We start from the raw sequence: 18,260 nt of genomic DNA on the forward strand, positions 1-18,260 counted from the left end.
TCTTCAGGCGATCTTGGCGAGTTCGGCCAGGACAGTTTCAAAGGGCCTCGGCGCAACCACATGTTCGTTGACGCCTGCTGGCTCGAAATCGATCCAGCCGGAGTTGAAGTTTTCGATCATCTCGATGCGCGGCTCCGGCCAGGCAGCCCCCTGTGCCCTGAAACGCTCTTCCCACTCGGCGCGCGGGACAGGCTTGGCAACGACCGGACGACCGATGGCCTGGCCGATCAGGGTTGCGATTTCGATCTGGCTATAGCGCTTCGGCCCTTCGATCTCGATCACCCGGCGGTCGGTCCAGTTCTCGGCCATCGTCCTGGCGGCGATGGCGCCGATATCGGCGGTGGCGATCATCGGATAGGGCTTGTCGAGCGGTGCCAGATAGCTCGGCATTTCACCGGTCGCGCGCGCCGGCGCTATATCCCACAATGAATTCTCCATGAACCAGGTCGGCCGCAGAGTGGCAACCGGCATGGTCAGTGGCGCCAGCGCCTCTTCCAGCATGTGAACCTGAGTGATGAGCCCGAGGCCGGAGGTACGCTGGCCACCGATCGACGACAACATCACGACCTTGCCCGGCTGCGCGCGCTGGATGGCGGCCGCCTGCGCCGCCGCATCCCTGCGGGCGCTCGGGAAGCCCGGATCGGGCGCGAAATTCGGCGAGGCCATGACGAAGACGCCTTCGGTACCGTCGAAAGCTCGCGCCAGCGCATCGGCATCATCGAAGGTGGCGACGGCGACTTCAGCGCCGAGCTTTTCCCATTCCGCGCCCTTCGCCCGATCGCGAAGGACGGCCCGGACCCTATGCCCAGCGCTAATGAGCGCGCGTGCGGTCGTACCACCGACCTTGCCAGTGACGGCAGTGATTGCAAACATGATCTTCTCCTTGAAGATGTTGTTAGGTTTTGGAAGTCAGGCGGGCCGGTACGCCGTCAAAAATCGCCCGCATCACGCGGCGCGGCGACGAATGCAACACTTCCTGAGAATGTTCATGGCAGGCCCCGCTTTGGCTTCGTAAACATCATGCAATAGGATAGCTCATGACTTAAGTGCCGTTATGTCAGCTTATTCATGACGTAGAATCAACAATCGAGACACACCATCTTACGCGGGAAAACAGACTGTGATCGATGCAACCGCCGCTGCCGCCATCACCTGTTCATCTGGCATTCATCGGCTGTGACATTCCTGCCCGGCTGCGACGTTTTTTCCATTTCGATCAATAAGATTTGCAAATTCGGATATAGTCATCCCGCGTGAGCGGGAGTATACCGGGCCCCGTTCCAATCGGCCTTTGCGCCGTCACCAGACTTGCGGTTCTGTCTTTGGACCCCACCGCGCCATCGAGAGCGATCCCCGACAATGTCGGACCAGATTTTCCAGGCCGCCCCAACCCGGCGGGCCGTACCTAATTTTCGTGTAATCGCGCTTATCGTAGCAAGCGCCATGTTCATGGAGCAGCTTGACGCGACCGTGCTCGCCACAGCGCTGCCGACCATGGCGAGAGACTTCGGCGTCAGCGCGCCAGCGATGAGTATTTCGCTCACGTCCTATCTGCTCAGCCTCGCGATCTTCATTCCCGCCAGCGGCGCCATTGCAGACCGCTTCGGATCGCGCACCGTCTTCCGATCCGCCATCGCGGTTTTCGTTGTCGGCTCGCTTCTGTGCGCGCAGGCGCCGAACCTGTTCTTCCTCGTGATCGCGCGATTGCTGCAGGGTCTCGGCGGCGCGATGATGCTCCCGGTCGGACGTCTCGTATTGATGCGCAGCGTCGCTCGCAAGGACATGGTCAACGCCATGTCCTGGCTGCTAATCCCGGCGCTTGTCGGTCCAATTCTCGGCCCGCCCGTCGGCGGCATGTTCGTGACCTATCTCGACTGGCGCTGGATCTTCTACATCAACGTGCCGATCGGCGTTATCGGCTTTATCCTGGTGTCGATGTTCATCGAAGAGGTAAAAGGGCCGCGCAATGGCCGCTTCGACCTTTCCGGCTTCATCCTGTCAGGCATCTCGCTTGGCTCGCTGCTCTTCGGTTTCGAAATGTCGAGCCGCGAAGGCGAAGGCTTTCTGGCCGTCTTCCTGATCTCGATTGGCCTACTGTTCGGCATCGCCTATCTGCGACATGCCCGCAAGCATCCGTCGCCGATCATGGATTTCTCGCTGATGAAGGTGCCGACTTTCCGCACCTCGGTCATCGCCGGCTCGCTGACGCGCATCAGCCAGGGCGCCCATCCCTTCCTTATCCCGCTGATGCTGCAGCTCGGCTTCGGTCTTTCGGCCGCTACAGCCGGCCAGATCGCCATTGCGACCGCGCTCGGCTCCATGGCCATGAAGCCTTTTCAGGTCCGCATCCTGCGCACGCTCGGCTTCCGCACCGCCCTTATCGTCTTCGGTCTGATTGGCACGCTCGGCTATGGAATGTGCGCCATTTTCCAGCCGAATTGGCCGTTGCCTGTCATCTTCGTGATCCTGTTCTTCTGCGGCTTCTTCATGTCGTTCCAGTTCACGGCCTACAACACGATCGCTTATGACGAGATCGAACGTGACCGGATGAGCATCGCGACCAGCTTTTATTCGACCTTCCAGCAGTTGATGCTCTCGCTCGGCATCTGCGTCGCCGCTCTTGCCCTGCATGGCTCGATGCAGTTCGGCGGCCATGCGAAGGCCGAGATGATCGACTTCTCCGTCGCCTTCATCGTCGTCACGGCCATTGCGCTGCTCGCGGTGATCTGGAACGCCAGCTTTTCGCGCACCGCCGGCACGGAGATCAGTGGCCACCGCAAGAAATCGCCCGAGGATTCACTCGGGGGACACTGATTCCCCGAGTGTCGAAAAGCTCGCCAGGAACAAGATACAAAAAAGGCCGGGCTAACCCGACCTCTTCCTTCATCGCCTCAACGATCTTTGCCAGTACATCCATGGTCAAAGACCGAAAGCAATGCCTTACAGGGATTCGAGCTGGTCAGCCGACATCTTGCCCGAGCGCTTGTCCTTGACAAGCTCGTAGGAAATCTTCTGGCCGTCACGAAGAGTGCTCATTCCAGCGCGTTCAACCGCGGAAATATGCACGAAGACGTCCGTCGCGCCGTCATCAGGCTGAATGAAACCAAAACCCTTGGTAGCATTGAACCACTTTACAGTACCTGTGCTCATAACAATGACCTTTCAATCACTCATGTAGAGATCGCATCCAGACAACCGTCTGGTGCAGTAGACCGATTTTGAGAGGGAAGTTCGTCAATGTCGCGCAGAGTGCGTCGAGGCAAAGTTCGTTCACCAATATCGATGCACAGCTTATAGCTGAGGGCTGGATACCCCACAAGGCGAAATATCAGAAATATCGAAAATGACTAGATATTTCGCATAAATCGACTCGCGTGACATAAAACTATCGTTTATCGAGGATCAAATTCGAATAGTCTTTTTGTAGCTATTTCCGAGTTTTTTGCGTCGTCCTATATAAGATTCATCGGCACTTTTCTTTTTACGTCCCCCCGGCTTCATTGCGGCAATTCCGCCTTATTTCCGGGGAGCGCTGGAATTCCCAGCAATACGAATGCCACCCGATACAGGATGGATCTCCCTCCTTGTGGGCGCGGATGCTTACCCGCTCAAACCCACAGGAAACGCCAACGCCGACACAAACCCTGGAGGCCAAGATGGCGCCGCCCAATAAAGACAATCTTTTCGGGTCCAAGAGAGAGGCAGCGCTGGTCAAGTCCAGCCAGCTCGACTCCACCGTCAAGGAAATCATCGCCAGCGAACAGATGACCCGCGAACGCAAAACGGCACGCCTGAGGGAACTGCGCCTCGAGAAAGAGGCGCTTCAGCCGCCACCGGAGCCGAAGACAAAGGCCAAACGAAAGACGGCCAAGGCAGCCAAATAGGCAAAACTTGATCCGTGCCTGGCACGGTTCAGAGGCGGACGTTGCGCTTTTGGTGAACACAGCCTCCACGGACTGCGCATTGAACTGGCGGAGGCTTCCGCCCTAAATAGCGACCAATTGCACAATCCATCTGGAGCATCGTCATGGTCGCCGGCATTCACCACATCACGCTCATCACTCGCAAGGTGCAGGCGAATGTCGATTTCTACGCCGGCTTTCTCGGCCTACGGCTGGTCAAACGCACCGGCGGCTTCGAAGACGCCACGCAGTTGCACCTCATCTATGGCGACGCGATCGGATCGCCGGGCTCGCTGGTGACCTTCCTTGTCTGGGAGGACGGCTCTCCGGGACGTCCCGGCGTCGGACAAGTCGGCGAAATCTCGCTGGCCATCGATCCCATGAGCATCGGTTTCTGGCTGACGCGCGCCTTGAGCGCAGGGCTGAAACCCGAAGGCCCTTCCGAGGAATTCGGCGAACCGGTTCTACGGCTGAAAGACCCGGATGGCGTTGTCATCAAACTTGTCGGCGTAGGTGAATTACAATCGGCCGCACCTTGGGCAAGCGACAAAATCCCGCCAGAACATGCCATCCGGCGCATTCGCGGCGCGACGCTATTCAGCGAGACGCCCGAGGAGACGCAAAAGCTTCTCTTGGAGCATTTCGGCTACCGGCTGCAAGCGGTCGATGGGGCGATCAGCCGCCTCATTTCCGAACCCGGTGATATCATCGACATCCGCGATGCCCGTGGTTTCTGGGCAAGTGCGCCGGGAACCGGCACGGTCGACCACGTGGCGTTTCGTGCCTCCGACGATGCCGAACTGCAAGCGGTGCGTACGGCGCTGCAGGCGATCAATTCCTGGCCGACAGCGATGCATGATCGCAAATATTTCCGCTCGCTCTATGTCCGGGAACCCGGCCGCATCCTGTTCGAACTCGCAACCGATGCGCCGGGCATGCTGATCGACGAAGACGAGGCAACACTCGGCACGCGCCTGTTCGCCCCCGATGACAAACCGGAACGGCTGGCGGAGCTGAGCGTGATCCTGCCGCAATTCTCAATGCCCGGCGAGCCGCGCGTCATCTATCGCGATCTGCCGTTCGTGCATCGCTTCTTCACGCCGGAGGAGCCGGACGGTACCGTCTTCATCTTGCTGCATGGCTCGGGCGCCAGCGAAACGTCACTGATGCCGATTGCCCATAAGATCGACCCGCGGGCAACGTTGCTCGGCGTGCGTGGCCGCGCGCTCGAGGAAGGCTCGCCGCGCTGGTTCCGCCGCATCACGCCCTTCTCCTTCGATCAGGCCGACATCGCCAGCGAAGCCGAAGCCTTCGCCGCCTTCATCGATGGCGCGATCCGCGCCTACGACCTCGATCCCGAGCGTATCGTCTATATCGGCTATTCGAACGGCGCGAACCTCATCAATGCCATGCTGTCGCTGCAGCCGCATCTCATCCGCCGCGCTGTGCTGCTACGCTCCATGGCCGCGCTGACCGATCCGCCGCCGGCGGACATGTCGAACGCCGATGTACTGATCATCGCTGGCGAGAAGGACGACTATGGACACCACGCGCAACCGCTCGCCGAACGGCTTAATGCCGGCGGCGCGACGATGAACCAGCAAACGATCCCCTACGGCCACGAATTGACAGACGCGGATGTGCCGATCATCCAGGCATGGTTGAAGCGCTCGAACTGAGCGCTTCAACTCTTGTAATTGGAACCTTCAGGTGACGGATCACCCCTTGAACGTATAGGCGGCGATCGACTCAGGCTTCATCTCGATCGAGAAGCCAGGCAGACTTGGCGGCATGTAGGCGGCGTCGCGGATCACGCAAGGGTCGATGAAATGTTCATGCAGGTGGTCGACATATTCGATCACGCGACCATCCTTGGTGCCGGAGACGGCGACGTAGTCGATCATCGACAGGTGCTGCACATATTCGCAGAGGCCGACGCCGCCGGCATGCGGCCAGACAGGCAGGCCGTATTTCGCGGCAACGAGAAGCACGGACAGGACTTCGTTCAGCCCGCCCATGCGGCAAGAATCGATCTGCACGATGTCGATGGCGCCTTCGGCGATGAACTGCTTGAACATGATGCGGTTCTGGCACATCTCGCCGGTCGCGACCTTTACCGGCCCGATCGCCTGGCGGATCTTGCGATGGCCGGCAACATCATCGGGGCTGGTCGGCTCCTCGATGAAGAAGGGCTTCGCAAAGGCGAGCTTTTGCACCCAATCAATCGCCTGGCCCACTTCCCAGACCTGGTTGGCATCGATCATCAAATAGCGATCGGGACCGATCACTTCGCGGGCGATGGTGAGACGCCGGATATCGTCCGCAAGATCGCGGCCGACCTTCATCTTCACATGATTGAAACCGGCATCGATTGCCTCCTGGCAAAGACGGCGCAGCTTGGCGTCATCATAGCCGAGCCAGCCGGCCGAGGTCGTGTAGCAGGCATAACCTTCACGCTCCAGGGTGGCGATACGCTCCGCCTTGCCGGCCTCGGCCTTCTTCAGGATAGCGACGGCTTCGTCGCGGGTTAAAACGTCGGTCAGGTAGCGGTAATCGACGATATCGGCAATGTGCTCCGCATCCATCTCCGCCACCAGCCGCCAGACCGGCTTGCCAGCCTCCTTGGCGAGCAGGTCCCAGACAGCGTTTACGACGGCGCCGGTGGCCAGATGCATCGCGCCCTTCTCCGGGCCGATCCAGCGAAGCTGGCTGTCGCTGGTCAGATGCCGCCAGTATTTGCCGGGATTTTCCAACACGCCGGCAAGCTCCGTGCCGACGACCAGATGGCGCATCGCCTCGATCGCCATGCAGCAGATGTCGTTGCCGCGACCGATGGTAAAGGTAAGGCCGTGACCTTCGAGGCCCGGCTTGTCGGTATCGAGGATCACGTAGGCAGCCGAATAATCCGGATCGGGATTCATCGCATCGGAGCCGTCGAGGCTCTGCGAAGTCGGAAAGCGCAGATCGAATACGCGGAGGTTGGTGATGCGCGTCATGGGAAAACTCCTTCTAATTCCGTCGGGCGATCTCTCCGACACTCACCCGAGGCCGAACTCTTCCCAGATCGCCGCATTATGCTCGCCGACATGCGGGGCTGCACGTTCGAATTTTGGCCGCTGCCCGTCAATACGAACCGGCGAGCGCGTGGTGCGTACAGAAACGCCGTCGTCGCGGGCAACCGTCTGCAGCATGTCCAGCACGCCAAATCCCTCGCTCTGCAACAGTTCCGGCCAGTTCAGCACCTTGGCACACCAAATGTCTGCCGGTTCCAGAATGGCCAGCCATTCATCCACGGTGCGGGTGGCTATGCGCGCCGAGATCAGCGCTTTTATATCGTCGCGCGCCGTAAACCAGCTTTTCGGATCGTCGCGGTAGGGCGCGAGCTCCTCCATGCCGAGCAGGTCGGCGAGCTTCGAAATCGGCGTCATAGCGATGGCGAGATAGCCGTCGGTGGCGGGATAAACGCCATATGGCGCGGAAAGATAGGCATGCGCACTGCGGAACCCGGAGCGCTGGGGCAGCTTGTTGCCGCTGTTCATGTGGACAGTCAGCACCTCCACCTGCAGATCGACCAGTGCCTCCAGCAGGCTCGTCTCCACCAGCCCGCCCTCGCCGGTGACGCCGCGGCGCACCAGCGCCGCCAGAATACCCTGGGCGGCGGCCGCACCCGCCAGCATATCGCCGATCGCCAAGCCGAACGGCACCGGCCCCTGCCCCTCATCGCCATTCAGCCACATGACACCAGAGCGCGATTGCGCCAGCAAATCCTGCCCCGGACGCGACACCCAAGGACCTTCGCCGCCATAGCCGCTGATCGAGCAATAGACGAGCCGCGGATTGATCTTCTGCGCAGCCTCATAGTCCAGCCCAAGCCGCTCGATGACCCCCGGCCGAAAATTCTGTACCAGGACGTCGGCCTTGGAGATCAGCTTGCGCAGCGCCTGTATGTCGCGCTCGTTTTTCAAGTCGATCGCCAGGCTTTCCTTCGAACGGTTGATCGCGTGGAAAATGGTCGAATCGCCGCTCTCACTATCGCTCAGATAAAGCCGCCGCGAGAGATCGCCCCCCTCCGGCCGCTCGATCTTGATGACCCGGGCGCCGAGATCCATCAGTCTCAGGGTGCAATAGGGGCCGGACAGGAACTGGCTCATATCCACGACCACCAGGCCGGCCAGCGGCAATTCCTTCTCCACCACCATGACTATTTCCGCTTCCCTCGCATCAATCCGGCAGGTCGCCAACCTCCGCTTCGACAGAGATTTCCCCCGCCGAATCCCCTGCGTCCCGCACCGCATTTTTCTTATGTGAATAGTATTTTCACATATGGATGATTTTTGCAAATGAAAAGAGTTGCCGCGATCACGCGATCCTTCAGCGAAGCCCACGCGAAAATGCGCTATAGCGTTCGCATCCATGCGGATTGTTGGAAGGAGATTTGGGAATGACGACAGTCAAATTGCTCGACGATGCGGAAGCCGAGGCGATCCCGGCGGTGAAGGCCGTTTTCGATGACATCCGCGCCGTCAGAAAATCCGATTTCGTCAATAATTTCTGGCGTGGCCTCGCCAATGATCCGGCATTATTGAAGCGTACCTGGGAGGGGCTTAAGGCGGTGATGATGGCGGACGGCGCACTCGATCCGCTGGTTCGCGAGATGATCTATATCGCCGTGTCCACCGCCAACGGCTGCACCTACTGCGTTCATTCCCATACCGCCGCCGCCAGGGCAAAGGGCATGACAGACGCACAGCATGGCGAATTGCTGGCCGTCATCGGCCTTGCCGGACAGACGAACCATCTGGTGACGGCAATGCAGATCCCCGTCGATCCGGAATTTGACGTCAGCCGCCGCTGATATCGCATAAAAGAACCCGCTGGCGCGAACCAGCGGGTTCCCCAATAAATCATGCGCCGTTTCTTACCGGTCTGACTGTTCCGCCGCCTGAGTCTCGGCAGCAACAACGGCGGCGACATCGACACCATTGTTGACGACCAGAAGACGCTTGCGAACGAGAACGCCCATGACCCGGGCAGCGGTCGAAAAGGTCATTGTATCGAGAGGACCTTCGCCCTCCCAGGGCTTGGTCAACCGTTCGGTGACGGCCGAAACGATGTTGTTGGGCACGATATCGGTGCATTCACGCATGGCTTCGAAAACGACGCTCACGGGAACGACCTTCCCTTCGAACATCACGATCGGTTCAGTGACTTCTGTGTCCCATTCCTCGAAAGCATAGAGCGCTTCCCTGAAGAGCTGCTGCAAAGTAATGGGGGCATGACCCTCATGAAGGGGCGGCAAGGCATTGCTCATGTCTGTCTCCTTTCAAGTGGAAGTCCGGCGCATAATTTGAAAAACTATCCGGTCTCTCGCGGAGAGGCCTACGCGCTGCTTCTGAATCTGGCGCGCCCCGAACGCATTTGATCGGACGAGCGGCGCGGCAAACCATTTTCCGACCGGCGCAACGCGGGATAACACGAAATGTTCCCACCGGTCATTTAACTTGATAGAGTCTATAGATTAATCTCGACTTGAAAAGCCTCTTTCGAAAGTTTCTGTGATTCCCTATATTTTTGAAGGGTTTCGCCATAGGCTGGCAGAATACTTCACCTTTGGAAGAGGCTCGACTCGCCTCTTCCGTAGCGAAAGGACAGCCATGAGCAACGATCATGGACACGATCACGGCCACCACCACGAACCTGTCGATTGGCGCGAACATGGTGTCAAGATCATCCCCGGAAATGCGCTCGATCCGAATACGGCGCAGACGCCGGGCATGAACCGGGCCACCGCTATCAATCATGCCCGCGCGGGCGCCGAGAAGATCTGGGCCGGAACGGTGACGATCCACGCCAACGCCAAGACCGGCGCCCATCATCACGGCGATCTCGAAAGCATCATCTATGTCGTCAAGGGCAAGGCGCGGATGCGTTGGGGCGAAAACCTGGAATTCGTCGCCGAAGCCGGCCCCGGCGACTTCATCTACGTGCCGCCCTTCGTGCCGCATCAGGAGATCAACGCCAGCCGCGACGAAACGCTGGAATGCGTGCTTGTCCGCTCCGGACAGGAGCCCGTCGTCGTCAATCTCGATATCGAACCGGTGGAAAAGCCGGAAGAAGTGCTCTGGAAAGATCCAATCCACCGCTGATTTGCACAATTTCGATGCAGTTGGAATCGTCGTGGCACAAAAATCGACTATCTCTATAGAAAATTAGTTCTAGATCTGCGGTGCGCCAAAAAGAGTTTTTCAGAAGTGCGGCGCACAACAAATGATCCTGCTTCGCGTGACCCACAACCGTCTGAGATGATCCATACGGTCAACGAGACAATGGCGTCTCAATCACATGGAACAGGATTTCCCATGACGAAAAAGTCTTCTGAAGGTCTCGCTGCCTTGCGCTTCTCGCGCCGGACCGGCCTTGCGGCTCTCATTGCCTCCGCTGTCGCCGTTTTCGGCCTGACGGCAGCCGCCCCCTCCTTTGCCGCCGACAAGACGATCAAGGTCGGCATCATGAGCGGCGAAGATGAAGATGTCTGGCGCGTGGTCACTGCGGAAGCCGCCAAGAAGGGCCTGAAGATCGAAACCGTGGCCTTCAACGACTATACCCAGCCAAACGAAGCGCTGGAGCGCGGCGAGGTCGATGCCAATGCCTTCCAGCACAAGCCTTATCTCGACAACCAGATCAAGCAACACGGCTATCATATCGTCCGCGTCGGCTATACCGGCGTCTGGCCCATCGGCCTCTACACCAAGAAATACAAGGCGGTTGCCGACCTGCCGAAGGGCGCGGTCATCGGCGTGCCGAACGATCCGTCCAACGAGGGCCGCGCTTTGCGCGTGCTGCAGAATGAGGGCGTCATCAAGCTCAAGGACGGCACCGGCATTCTCGCCACCACCGCCGACATCGTCGAGAACCCGAAAAATGTCGAAATCAAGGAGCTCGACGCCGGCATCGTCGGTCGCTCGATCGACGATCTCGACGCCGCCGTCGTCAACACCGACTGGGCGCTGAAGAGCGGGCTTTCGCCGAAGGACCGCATTGCACAAGAGCCGATCGACGGCAATCCCTATCGCAACTTCATCGCCGTCAAGCAGGGTAGCGAAAGCGAGGCCTGGGTGAAGACGCTGGTCGCCTCCTATCAGAACGATACGGTCAAGACCGAGTTCGACAAGGTCTACAAAGGCACCGGCCTCAGCGCCTACTAACACCAATTCGGCGCCGGGGGCAGCGCTGAGCACCAAGGCGGCTGGGGCATTTTTTGCTCGGGCCGCCTTCGGTGTTCCAGGATATCAATGCCCGACGACGCAAAGCCGAAAGAAGATTGATATGAATTCCTTCGTTTCCGCCACTGCCATCAAAGGACATGCCCCGCCCGGCACGTCGCAGGGCGATGAGATCGTCCGCCTCGTTGATGTCAGGCGCCGGTTTGGCACGAACCCTGCGCTCGACGGTATTTCGCTCACGGCCCGCCGTGGCGAGATCGTCGGCATCATCGGCCGCAGCGGTGCCGGCAAGTCAACGCTGATCCGCTGCCTGAACGGGCTGGAACGTGCCGACAGCGGCGAAATCCATATCGAAGGACGCAATATCGTCGGCCTGTCGGAAAACGAACTGCAGCCGCTGCGCCGCCGCATCGGCATGATTTTCCAGCATTTCAATCTGCTTTCGGCAAAGACCGTCGAAGACAATGTCGCCCTTCCACTGAAGATCGAAGGTATCGCCAAGGCGGAGCGGCTGGCGCGTGCCCGCGAGTTGCTCGAACTCGTCGGTCTTGCCGACAAGGCGAAGGCCTATCCCTCGGCTCTCTCTGGCGGGCAGAAGCAGCGCGTCGGCATCGCCCGGGCACTGGCCGCCCGCCCCGCCCTTCTCCTTTCCGACGAAGCGACCTCCGCCCTCGATCCCGAGACGACACGCTCGATCCTGACGCTGCTGAAGGATATCAACCGCAAGCTTGGCCTGACGATCCTGCTCATCACCCACGAGATGGAAGTGGTGCGCGCGATTGCCGATCGTGTGGCCGTCATCGATGCGGGCCGCATCGTTGAGAAAGGCCCGGTCTGGCAGATTTTCGCCAATCCGCAGACTGAGATCACCGCAAGCCTGCTCAGCACCATCCGCCCGCAGCTTCCGGAACATATCGCCGAGCGACTGTCGCAGGCACCGGGCACCGAGGCGATTTTAAGCGTCGATCTCGCCGGCCCGGCCGCGCAGGGCGCGCTCTTCGCCGAGCTTTCGGCAGCGCTGCCGCATTCCTTCCGCCTGGTGCATGGCGGCATCGACCATATTCAGAACCAGCCCGTCGCCCGCTTCTTCATCGCCGTGCCGACCCGCGACGCAACGCTGCCGGCGCAGGTGACTGATTTTCTGACGGCTCGGTCCGCCCGGGTGGAGGTTTTAGGCTATGACAACTGACATCATCCTCGGCCTGCTCTGGCGCTCCTTCTGGGAAACGATCTGGATGACCGGAGCATCCGGCCTGATCTCGCTCGTCATCGGCCTGCCGCTCGGCCTCGCGCTGGTCGTCACGGGCCATGACGGCATCGCCGAACAGCTCACCGTCAACCGCATCCTCGCGGCGTTGGTCAACGGCTTCCGCGCCGTGCCTTTCATCATCCTGTTGATCGCATTGATCCCTCTGACGCGGCTGCTCGTCGGCACCGCGCTTGGCACGACTGCGGCAATCGTGCCGCTTACCATCGCGGCGATACCCTATTACGCCCGCATCGCCGAAGTTTCGCTGCGCGAGGTCGATCGCGGCCTGATCGATGCCGTACGCGCCATGGGTGGCAACCGCTGGACCATCATCCGGGAAGTGCTGGTGCCGGAAGCACTGCCCGGGATTGTCGCAGGCTTTACGGTGACGCTGGTCACCCTAATCGGCGCCTCGGCCATGGCCGGCACCATCGGCGGCGGCGGCCTCGGCGACCTCGCGATCCGCTACGGCTACCAGCGCTTTGAGACCGGCGTAATGATCGCCGTCGTCATCGTGCTGATCATCCTCGTCTGCGGCATGCAATGGCTCGGCGACCGCCTGATCGCAAAGCTCGATCATCGTTGATACTCATCGGTCAAATCCGATGACGGAATGCGGCTGCCGGATGGTTCGACGGCAGCCGCCCATCAGCTTGGATGAACAACTTCTCCTGCAACGTCGCCGGCTCATAGGCGTCGGCGCAAATTCACCCGCTGCCGTCTGCATGGCAACCTGCAACTTCAGTTTCGAGTGACCGGCTTCGAGCGCATCCGTGACACCGTTTCGCGCTCCGCCCGCTTGCAGCGCATCGGCGGCAGGCCCCGGTCCATCAGGTCCATATCTTCCAGCACCATGTCGCCCATTTTCTTGAAGGCGCTGTCGAGGGCACCGGCGCGATGCGCCGAGCGGATGAAGCCTTTGAGGCCGCGCACCGGATGATCCTTGCCAAGCGGCTCCTCCGGATAGACATCGCTCGCCGCAACGATATGGCCGGAGGCGACCGCAGCCATCAATGCGTCGAAATCCACGACATCGGCGCGGCTAAGCAGGATGAAGGCCGCGCCCTTGCGCATACGTGCAAAAGCTTCTGCGCCGAGGAAGCCCTTGTTTTCGCTGGTGACGGAGGCGACGACGAAAACGAAATCGCTGCCCGAAAGCACCTCGTCGAGGCTGGCCGGCTGGACGCCGTGTTCCCTGAGGATCGACGGCGGCATCCAGGGATCGAACACCCTGATCGTCGCGCGAAAGCCCGACAGCACCCGGTTCAGCGCCTTGCCGAGATCACCGAACCCGACGATACCGATATCGCTGCCAGAGAGCAGACGGGCCTTGGCATTGCCGTCACCGCCCCAAAGCTCTCTGCCCTCGCGAAAATCGAGATCGGCGTCGACGATGCCGCGCGCCAGGCTGAGCGCAAATCCAAGCCCGATCTCCGCCACCGGCTCGGCGAAGACTTGTCCGGTGGTAACGACATGGATGCCGCGCTCGAACAGCACATCATAGGGCATGTTGTTGATGAGATTGCTTTCGACATTCAAAATGCAGCGCAGGCGCGGCATGCGGTCGAGCGTATCCTTCGAAAGCGGCGGCTGGCCGATGATATAGCGCGCCTCGCCGAGTACGTCGTCGCCAAGCCCAGCAATATTCTCCGGATCAGCCTCGACGATCCGGTATTTCGAATGAAGGAGCGACAGCGCATCCTTGGTGAAGATGAGCTCAAGCGAACGCGGCTCAGGCGCACTGATGGCCAAAGGCCTGTTGTCGGTCGACATAGAAGTCTCTCCCTATTCCTAAAGACGATCCAATATCATCCGACCAGCCAAATCAATCAGAGCTCTTCCTCTTCCCCCGGCATGCCCACAGAGAAGGCGCAGATGCGCGAGAGATAGGTTTGCGGCAGGCCCGTTTCGGCGCCCCAGGCATTGAACTGATCCTGGATCAGGCGCAGCTCCTTCTTGGCCGGCTTCGGCTCCGAGATCGGCAGGCCGGAAAGACGCAGGCAGACGAGTACATCGTGGCTCATGACGAAACTATCGCGCCCGATGGCGCGCAGGAAATATTGGCCGCTCATGCCCCCAAGCCGGTTGGCGCGCTTATCGAGCACGGCGAGCAAGCCGATATGATCTTCCACCGGCCAATCGGCAAAGAAGCGCCCGGCGCTGCCATGCTCCTCGGCAAGTTGGCGAATGAAATGGGCATTGTCCCGCACGGACATGATCTTGGCGCCGTTGCGCACGATGCGCGCGTCGGAGGTCAGATCATGCCAGTAGTCGTCGGGTGCGAGGTTGAGGAAAGCCGGGTCGAAGCCGGAGAAAGCCGCCTCGAAACCCGGCCATTTGGAATCAATGACATTGCGCACGAAGCCGGCATAGAAGACGTAGCGCGTCATTTCCGACAGCAACCTGTCGTCCGGCATGGCGCGCAAGGCATCGTGATCGGGCACTTTTGGCATGAGTGCCTTCAGAGCTTCCGCCCCACCCTTGCGCTTTTGCGCCCGCTCCAGAATTTCCGTGAAGCTGCCCACCTTTCTCTCCCCTTCGATGACCGCTCAAAGTCTTTTACGATCTTGTGCTTGCGCGCAAGATGATGCGCGACAGCCGGAACGCAAAAGGCCGGGGCAAAGCCCGGCCTTTTGAACCCACGTGGGAGATAGTCGCTATTCCGCGGCCGCTTCCGCAGCCGGCCGGCGGGCGATAGTCGCCTGCGTCAGCAGGAGTGCGGCGACGGCGCAGAGTGCGACGCAGCCGACCATGGGCAGCGCCGAGCCATCGAAAAACAGTCCGGCAATGATCATCGCGACGGCGGCGGCAGCAAACTGCAGCGTGCCCATCAGCGCCGAGGCCGTACCGGCAATCTCGCCATGATCTTCCAACGCCAGCACGCCCGTCGTGGGAATGACCAGACCCAGAAAACCGAAACCGATAAAGAGAAACACGATGAGAACCGGCAACTGGTTGAAGCCGAGGCTCATGACCACCGCCAGCAGTGCCGTGGTCGTGGCAAAAGCGGTAACCGCGACGCGCATCACCCGCACCAGACCGAAACGCTCGCCGAGCCAGCCGGTGAGCTGCGACACCGAGAAGAAGGAGACGGCGTTGATCGAGAAAGCAAAGCTGTATTGCGTCGGCGTCAGGCCGTAATGGTCGATCAGCACGAAGGGCGAATTGGCGAGGTAGACGAGAAAGCTCGATATGCCGAGGCCGCCAATAAAGGTGAGCGTCAGGAAATTGCGGTCACCGAGCAACAGGCGATAGGCCGCCATCGCGCTGCGAAGGCCGCTTTGCGAGCGCTCTGCTTTCGCCCGGGTCTCCTCGAGTTGGGTAGACAGCAGGATCAGCCCCATCACCGCCGCGATCGTCACCGCCCAGAACACGCCGCGCCAACCGTAGAAGGCGATGACGGCACTGCCCGTCAGCGGCGCGAGGATCGGCGAAATGCTGAAGACGAGCATCAGCAGCGACATCAGCCGCGCCGCCTGAACGCCAGTATGCATGTCGCGCACGACGGCGCGCGGCACCACCATGCCGGCCGCGCCGCCGATGCCCTGCAGGAAGCGGAAAGCGATCAGCGTCTCGATATTGCCCGCCGTGGCCGCACCTATGCTCGCCACTGCGAACAGGCCGATGCCGAGATAAAGTGGCGCCTTGCGTCCCCACATGTCCGAAAGCGGCCCATAGAGCAATTGAAAGACGGCGAAGGGAATGAAGAAGAACAACAGGCTCAACTGAACGACACTGTTCTCCGCCGCAAGATCCTTGCCGATCGATGGCAAAGCGGGAAGATACATGTCGATCGCGAAGGGACCGATGGCCGAAAGCAGGCCAAGGATGATCGCATAGCGAAGGAAAGACGTCGTCATGATGATGATCTTTCAGAAAATTTGAGCGTGAAGACCGGATTGCCTTCGCGCCGCGTCTCCCGCAGGAGACGTTGAAAACAAAATGCTGCATCCGCCAATCGAGCCCGACAAAGGCTCAACTGCCTTTTCTTCGAAGAGCAAACCACCCGAAAATCGACGGAATGCTCAACGAATTCTTGGGTTGGGTTTTAAGAACGCCGCACGGTCTTGGGAGGAAAGCGCGGGCCTGAGATACGCTTAACAATCATGTCCATCGTTTTGGACATTATTGTAAAAATAGACACTATTGTCCAAATCGTCAATACGGATTATCTTGATCCCATGAAAAGCCGAAGCACCGCCGCCTCGCAGGCAAAGACCGTAAGACCCACCCAATGCCTGAAGCGTATTTCCATCCTCGACGCTGCGGCGGAAGTTTTTTGTCGCGAGGGTTTTTCCGGCGCGAGCATCGACGAGATCGCCGAGGAAGCCTGCGTCTCCCGGCAGACCATTTACAATCACTACCGTGAGAAAGAGGCATTGTTCATCGCCGTCATCGCTGACGTGAGCGGGCGCGCCAATACGGCTCTGTTCTCCGCGCTGGCCGCCTTCCCTGACAGACCGGAAAACCTTCGGGAGGATCTGATCGCCTTCGCTGTCGATATCAACAATAATTGTCTTTATAATCAGGACGGAAAATTCTTGCGTAAGCTCGTCCAGTCCGAAGGCCCCCGCTATCCGCACCTTTTCGAAGCCTGGCGCGAACACGGCCCTTGCAGGATCGGCAAGGCATTGGGCGCCATCTTCGCCCGCCTCCACCACCAGGGCCTCCTTAACATTCCCGACTGCGACCTCGCCGCTCGCCAATTCAGCGCGCTGATCAACGCCGACCTGCAGATGACCACACTCTTTGGTCAAACGCCGACGGAGGCAGAGATTCGGGGATCGGCGGAACAAGCCGTAGATATGTTTTTGCGGGGGTACGGAGTTCGGGCAGAAGCCGGACTCTGAGCCCTGAGTCTACAGCGTTTCTCAAGCCCTTTTTACAACGATCGCAGCGCCTCAAACGCGCGCCAGACACCTTATCTAATTTTGCTTGTGCCCTTGCCATCCGCAGCGTTAACGTGAGTGCGTGGGGTCGGAGCTTGTACGATGAGCAATAGACATTGGAATTTCCCGGTGATGGTCATCTGCAAGCGAACGGGGAAAATCTATACCGTTGGCACCACGAAAGAGGCATTGGACATGCTGCTGAATGCATGGCCCGTTGCCGAAGGCAAGGCGTTCATGATGGCCCTGCAGATATGTGCGGATGTTGAAAGCGGGATCAGGCAGCCGCTGGACGCGCGCAACAGCTTCGTCGCCGCGGCCAGGGAAGCTGGCGTACCGATCGAAGCCACAATGGTCGAATAAGTCGCCTGCGTCCCCCGATCCTCCTCTCGCGCCTTGGCTTCGTGCCGCTGTCCGCAACAATGCTTGGAACGAAACCGTCGCTATCCCGTTTTAAAATGCCAAACGAGGAGCGCGATGTTTCAAACCGCCTGGAGAAAGCCTGTCGTCGTACGCCTGCCGAAAAATATCCGCATCATCCGGACGGCAGCCGAGGCCACGGATTGCTTGACCGCGGATTGGCCGGTACGCCACGGAAACGCCTACGAGGCGGCCTTGCGCGCCTGCATTGATTGTTTCGAAGGCTATACGACCGCGAACGAAACCCGCGTGGCTTTCGTCGCCGCCTGTCGCGAGGCGAATGCTCTGATAAGCGCGTGATACCGAAAGGCCGCCTTCGAGGTGCGAACAAGTATTGGGCTAAATCCGTTGCTGGAAAAAACCTGAGCTTGCCGGTCGTTAATTCAAAATTAAAAGCAACCGAATAAAAGCGTTCTTGGGTCGCTAGAATTCTGCTGAAAAACGCGATTCGCCCATGAGTAAACGACAGATCTGGGCGAACCGGAATTTGCAGGCAGGACGTCAGCGTCCAATGGCGTAGGGATCAGGGCCATGCATGGCTCTGGAAGCATGATGCCCTTCCAACGCGCCGGCTCGT

Annotated in this window: 19 protein-coding genes; 11 read left to right on the forward strand and 8 right to left on the reverse strand. The window is 59.7% G+C overall.

From position 1 onward, the window contains the following. Positions 1–3 precede the first annotated feature (3 nt). Positions 4–873: an NmrA family NAD(P)-binding protein gene (locus NXC24_RS15460; RefSeq protein ID WP_104824106.1), complete on the reverse strand. Its 870-nt coding sequence runs from the start codon at positions 871–873 to the stop codon at positions 4–6. Between the two features lie 486 nt (positions 874–1,359). Here NXC24_RS15460 and NXC24_RS15465 point away from each other — a divergent pair, with 486 nt between their 5' ends. Then, positions 1,360–2,814: an MFS transporter gene (locus NXC24_RS15465; RefSeq protein ID WP_104824107.1), complete on the forward strand. Its 1,455-nt coding sequence runs from the start codon at positions 1,360–1,362 to the stop codon at positions 2,812–2,814. 126 nt (positions 2,815–2,940) lie between these two features. Here the strand turns inward: NXC24_RS15465 and NXC24_RS15470 are convergent, their stop codons facing one another. Next, positions 2,941–3,150, reverse strand: a complete 210-nt coding sequence (locus tag NXC24_RS15470; RefSeq protein WP_104824108.1) for a cold-shock protein — start codon at positions 3,148–3,150, stop codon at positions 2,941–2,943. A 506-nt stretch (positions 3,151–3,656) separates the two neighbouring features. Between NXC24_RS15470 and NXC24_RS15475 the strand changes: the two genes are divergently transcribed. Both NXC24_RS15475 and NXC24_RS15480 read left to right on the forward strand, forming a co-directional pair. Then, a complete protein-coding gene (locus tag NXC24_RS15475; RefSeq protein ID WP_199773483.1) occupies positions 3,657–3,884 on the forward strand; it encodes a hypothetical protein in 228 nt (75 codons plus the stop codon). A gap of 143 nt (positions 3,885–4,027) precedes the next feature. Beyond that, positions 4,028–5,581, forward strand: coding sequence for a VOC family protein (locus NXC24_RS15480; protein ID WP_104824110.1), 1,554 nt, complete (start codon positions 4,028–4,030; stop codon positions 5,579–5,581). Between the two features lie 39 nt (positions 5,582–5,620). Here NXC24_RS15480 and NXC24_RS15485 read toward each other — a convergent pair whose 3' ends face one another. Beyond that, positions 5,621–6,898 (reverse strand): L-fuconate dehydratase, encoded by a 1,278-nt coding sequence (locus NXC24_RS15485; protein WP_104824111.1) that lies wholly within the window; start codon positions 6,896–6,898, stop codon positions 5,621–5,623. Positions 6,899–6,940: 42 nt separating this feature from the next. Beyond that, entirely contained in the window at positions 6,941–8,101 is a 1,161-nt protein-coding gene (locus tag NXC24_RS15490; RefSeq protein WP_104824112.1) for a CaiB/BaiF CoA-transferase family protein, read from the reverse strand. Between the two features lie 242 nt (positions 8,102–8,343). Between NXC24_RS15490 and NXC24_RS15495 the strand changes: the two genes are divergently transcribed. Next, a complete protein-coding gene (locus NXC24_RS15495; RefSeq protein ID WP_104824113.1) occupies positions 8,344–8,757 on the forward strand; it encodes a carboxymuconolactone decarboxylase family protein in 414 nt (137 codons plus the stop codon). A 63-nt stretch (positions 8,758–8,820) separates the two neighbouring features. Here NXC24_RS15495 and NXC24_RS15500 read toward each other — a convergent pair whose 3' ends face one another. Continuing rightward, positions 8,821–9,213 carry a hypothetical protein gene (locus NXC24_RS15500; protein ID WP_104824114.1) on the reverse strand — a complete coding sequence of 131 codons (393 nt, stop codon included), beginning with the start codon at positions 9,211–9,213 and terminating at the stop codon, positions 8,821–8,823. 343 nt (positions 9,214–9,556) lie between these two features. On the opposite strand from NXC24_RS15500, the gene NXC24_RS15505 reads away from it, so the two are divergent. From NXC24_RS15505 to NXC24_RS15520, 4 genes are all read left to right on the forward strand, one after another. After that, entirely contained in the window at positions 9,557–10,048 is a 492-nt protein-coding gene (locus tag NXC24_RS15505; RefSeq protein WP_104824115.1) for a cupin domain-containing protein, read from the forward strand. A gap of 213 nt (positions 10,049–10,261) precedes the next feature. After that, entirely contained in the window at positions 10,262–11,107 is an 846-nt protein-coding gene (locus NXC24_RS15510; protein WP_104824116.1) for a MetQ/NlpA family lipoprotein, read from the forward strand. A 121-nt stretch (positions 11,108–11,228) separates the two neighbouring features. Further along, entirely contained in the window at positions 11,229–12,314 is a 1,086-nt protein-coding gene (locus NXC24_RS15515) for a methionine ABC transporter ATP-binding protein (RefSeq protein ID WP_104824117.1), read from the forward strand. After that, positions 12,304–12,960, forward strand: coding sequence for a methionine ABC transporter permease (locus NXC24_RS15520; RefSeq protein ID WP_104824118.1), 657 nt, complete (start codon positions 12,304–12,306; stop codon positions 12,958–12,960). The genes NXC24_RS15515 and NXC24_RS15520 overlap by 11 nt, the downstream gene beginning before the upstream one ends. A gap of 155 nt (positions 12,961–13,115) precedes the next feature. On the opposite strand, the gene NXC24_RS15525 is transcribed toward NXC24_RS15520, so the two are convergent. The 3 genes from NXC24_RS15525 to NXC24_RS15535 form a co-directional block, all read right to left on the reverse strand. Next, entirely contained in the window at positions 13,116–14,147 is a 1,032-nt protein-coding gene (locus NXC24_RS15525; RefSeq protein WP_104824119.1) for a hydroxyacid dehydrogenase, read from the reverse strand. A 56-nt stretch (positions 14,148–14,203) separates the two neighbouring features. Beyond that, on the reverse strand, positions 14,204–14,899 hold the full coding sequence (locus NXC24_RS15530) for a DNA-3-methyladenine glycosylase I (RefSeq protein ID WP_104824120.1): 696 nt from the start codon (positions 14,897–14,899) through the stop codon (positions 14,204–14,206). A gap of 132 nt (positions 14,900–15,031) precedes the next feature. Next, entirely contained in the window at positions 15,032–16,234 is a 1,203-nt protein-coding gene (locus tag NXC24_RS15535) for a multidrug effflux MFS transporter (RefSeq protein WP_104824121.1), read from the reverse strand. A gap of 321 nt (positions 16,235–16,555) precedes the next feature. On the opposite strand from NXC24_RS15535, the gene NXC24_RS15540 reads away from it, so the two are divergent. From NXC24_RS15540 to NXC24_RS15550, 3 genes are all read left to right on the forward strand, one after another. Next, positions 16,556–17,224 (forward strand): TetR/AcrR family transcriptional regulator, encoded by a 669-nt coding sequence (locus NXC24_RS15540; RefSeq protein ID WP_104825188.1) that lies wholly within the window; start codon positions 16,556–16,558, stop codon positions 17,222–17,224. A 141-nt stretch (positions 17,225–17,365) separates the two neighbouring features. Further along, the gene (locus NXC24_RS15545; protein WP_104824122.1) at positions 17,366–17,626 is read left to right on the forward strand and encodes a DUF982 domain-containing protein; all 261 of its coding nucleotides are present in this window, start codon (positions 17,366–17,368) and stop codon (positions 17,624–17,626) included. Positions 17,627–17,740: 114 nt separating this feature from the next. Beyond that, positions 17,741–17,983: a DUF982 domain-containing protein gene (locus tag NXC24_RS15550; protein ID WP_104824123.1), complete on the forward strand. Its 243-nt coding sequence runs from the start codon at positions 17,741–17,743 to the stop codon at positions 17,981–17,983. Positions 17,984–18,260: the final 277 nt, after the last annotated feature.

The organism is Rhizobium sp. NXC24, from assembly GCF_002944315.1.
Lineage (GTDB): Bacteria > Pseudomonadota > Alphaproteobacteria > Rhizobiales > Rhizobiaceae > Rhizobium.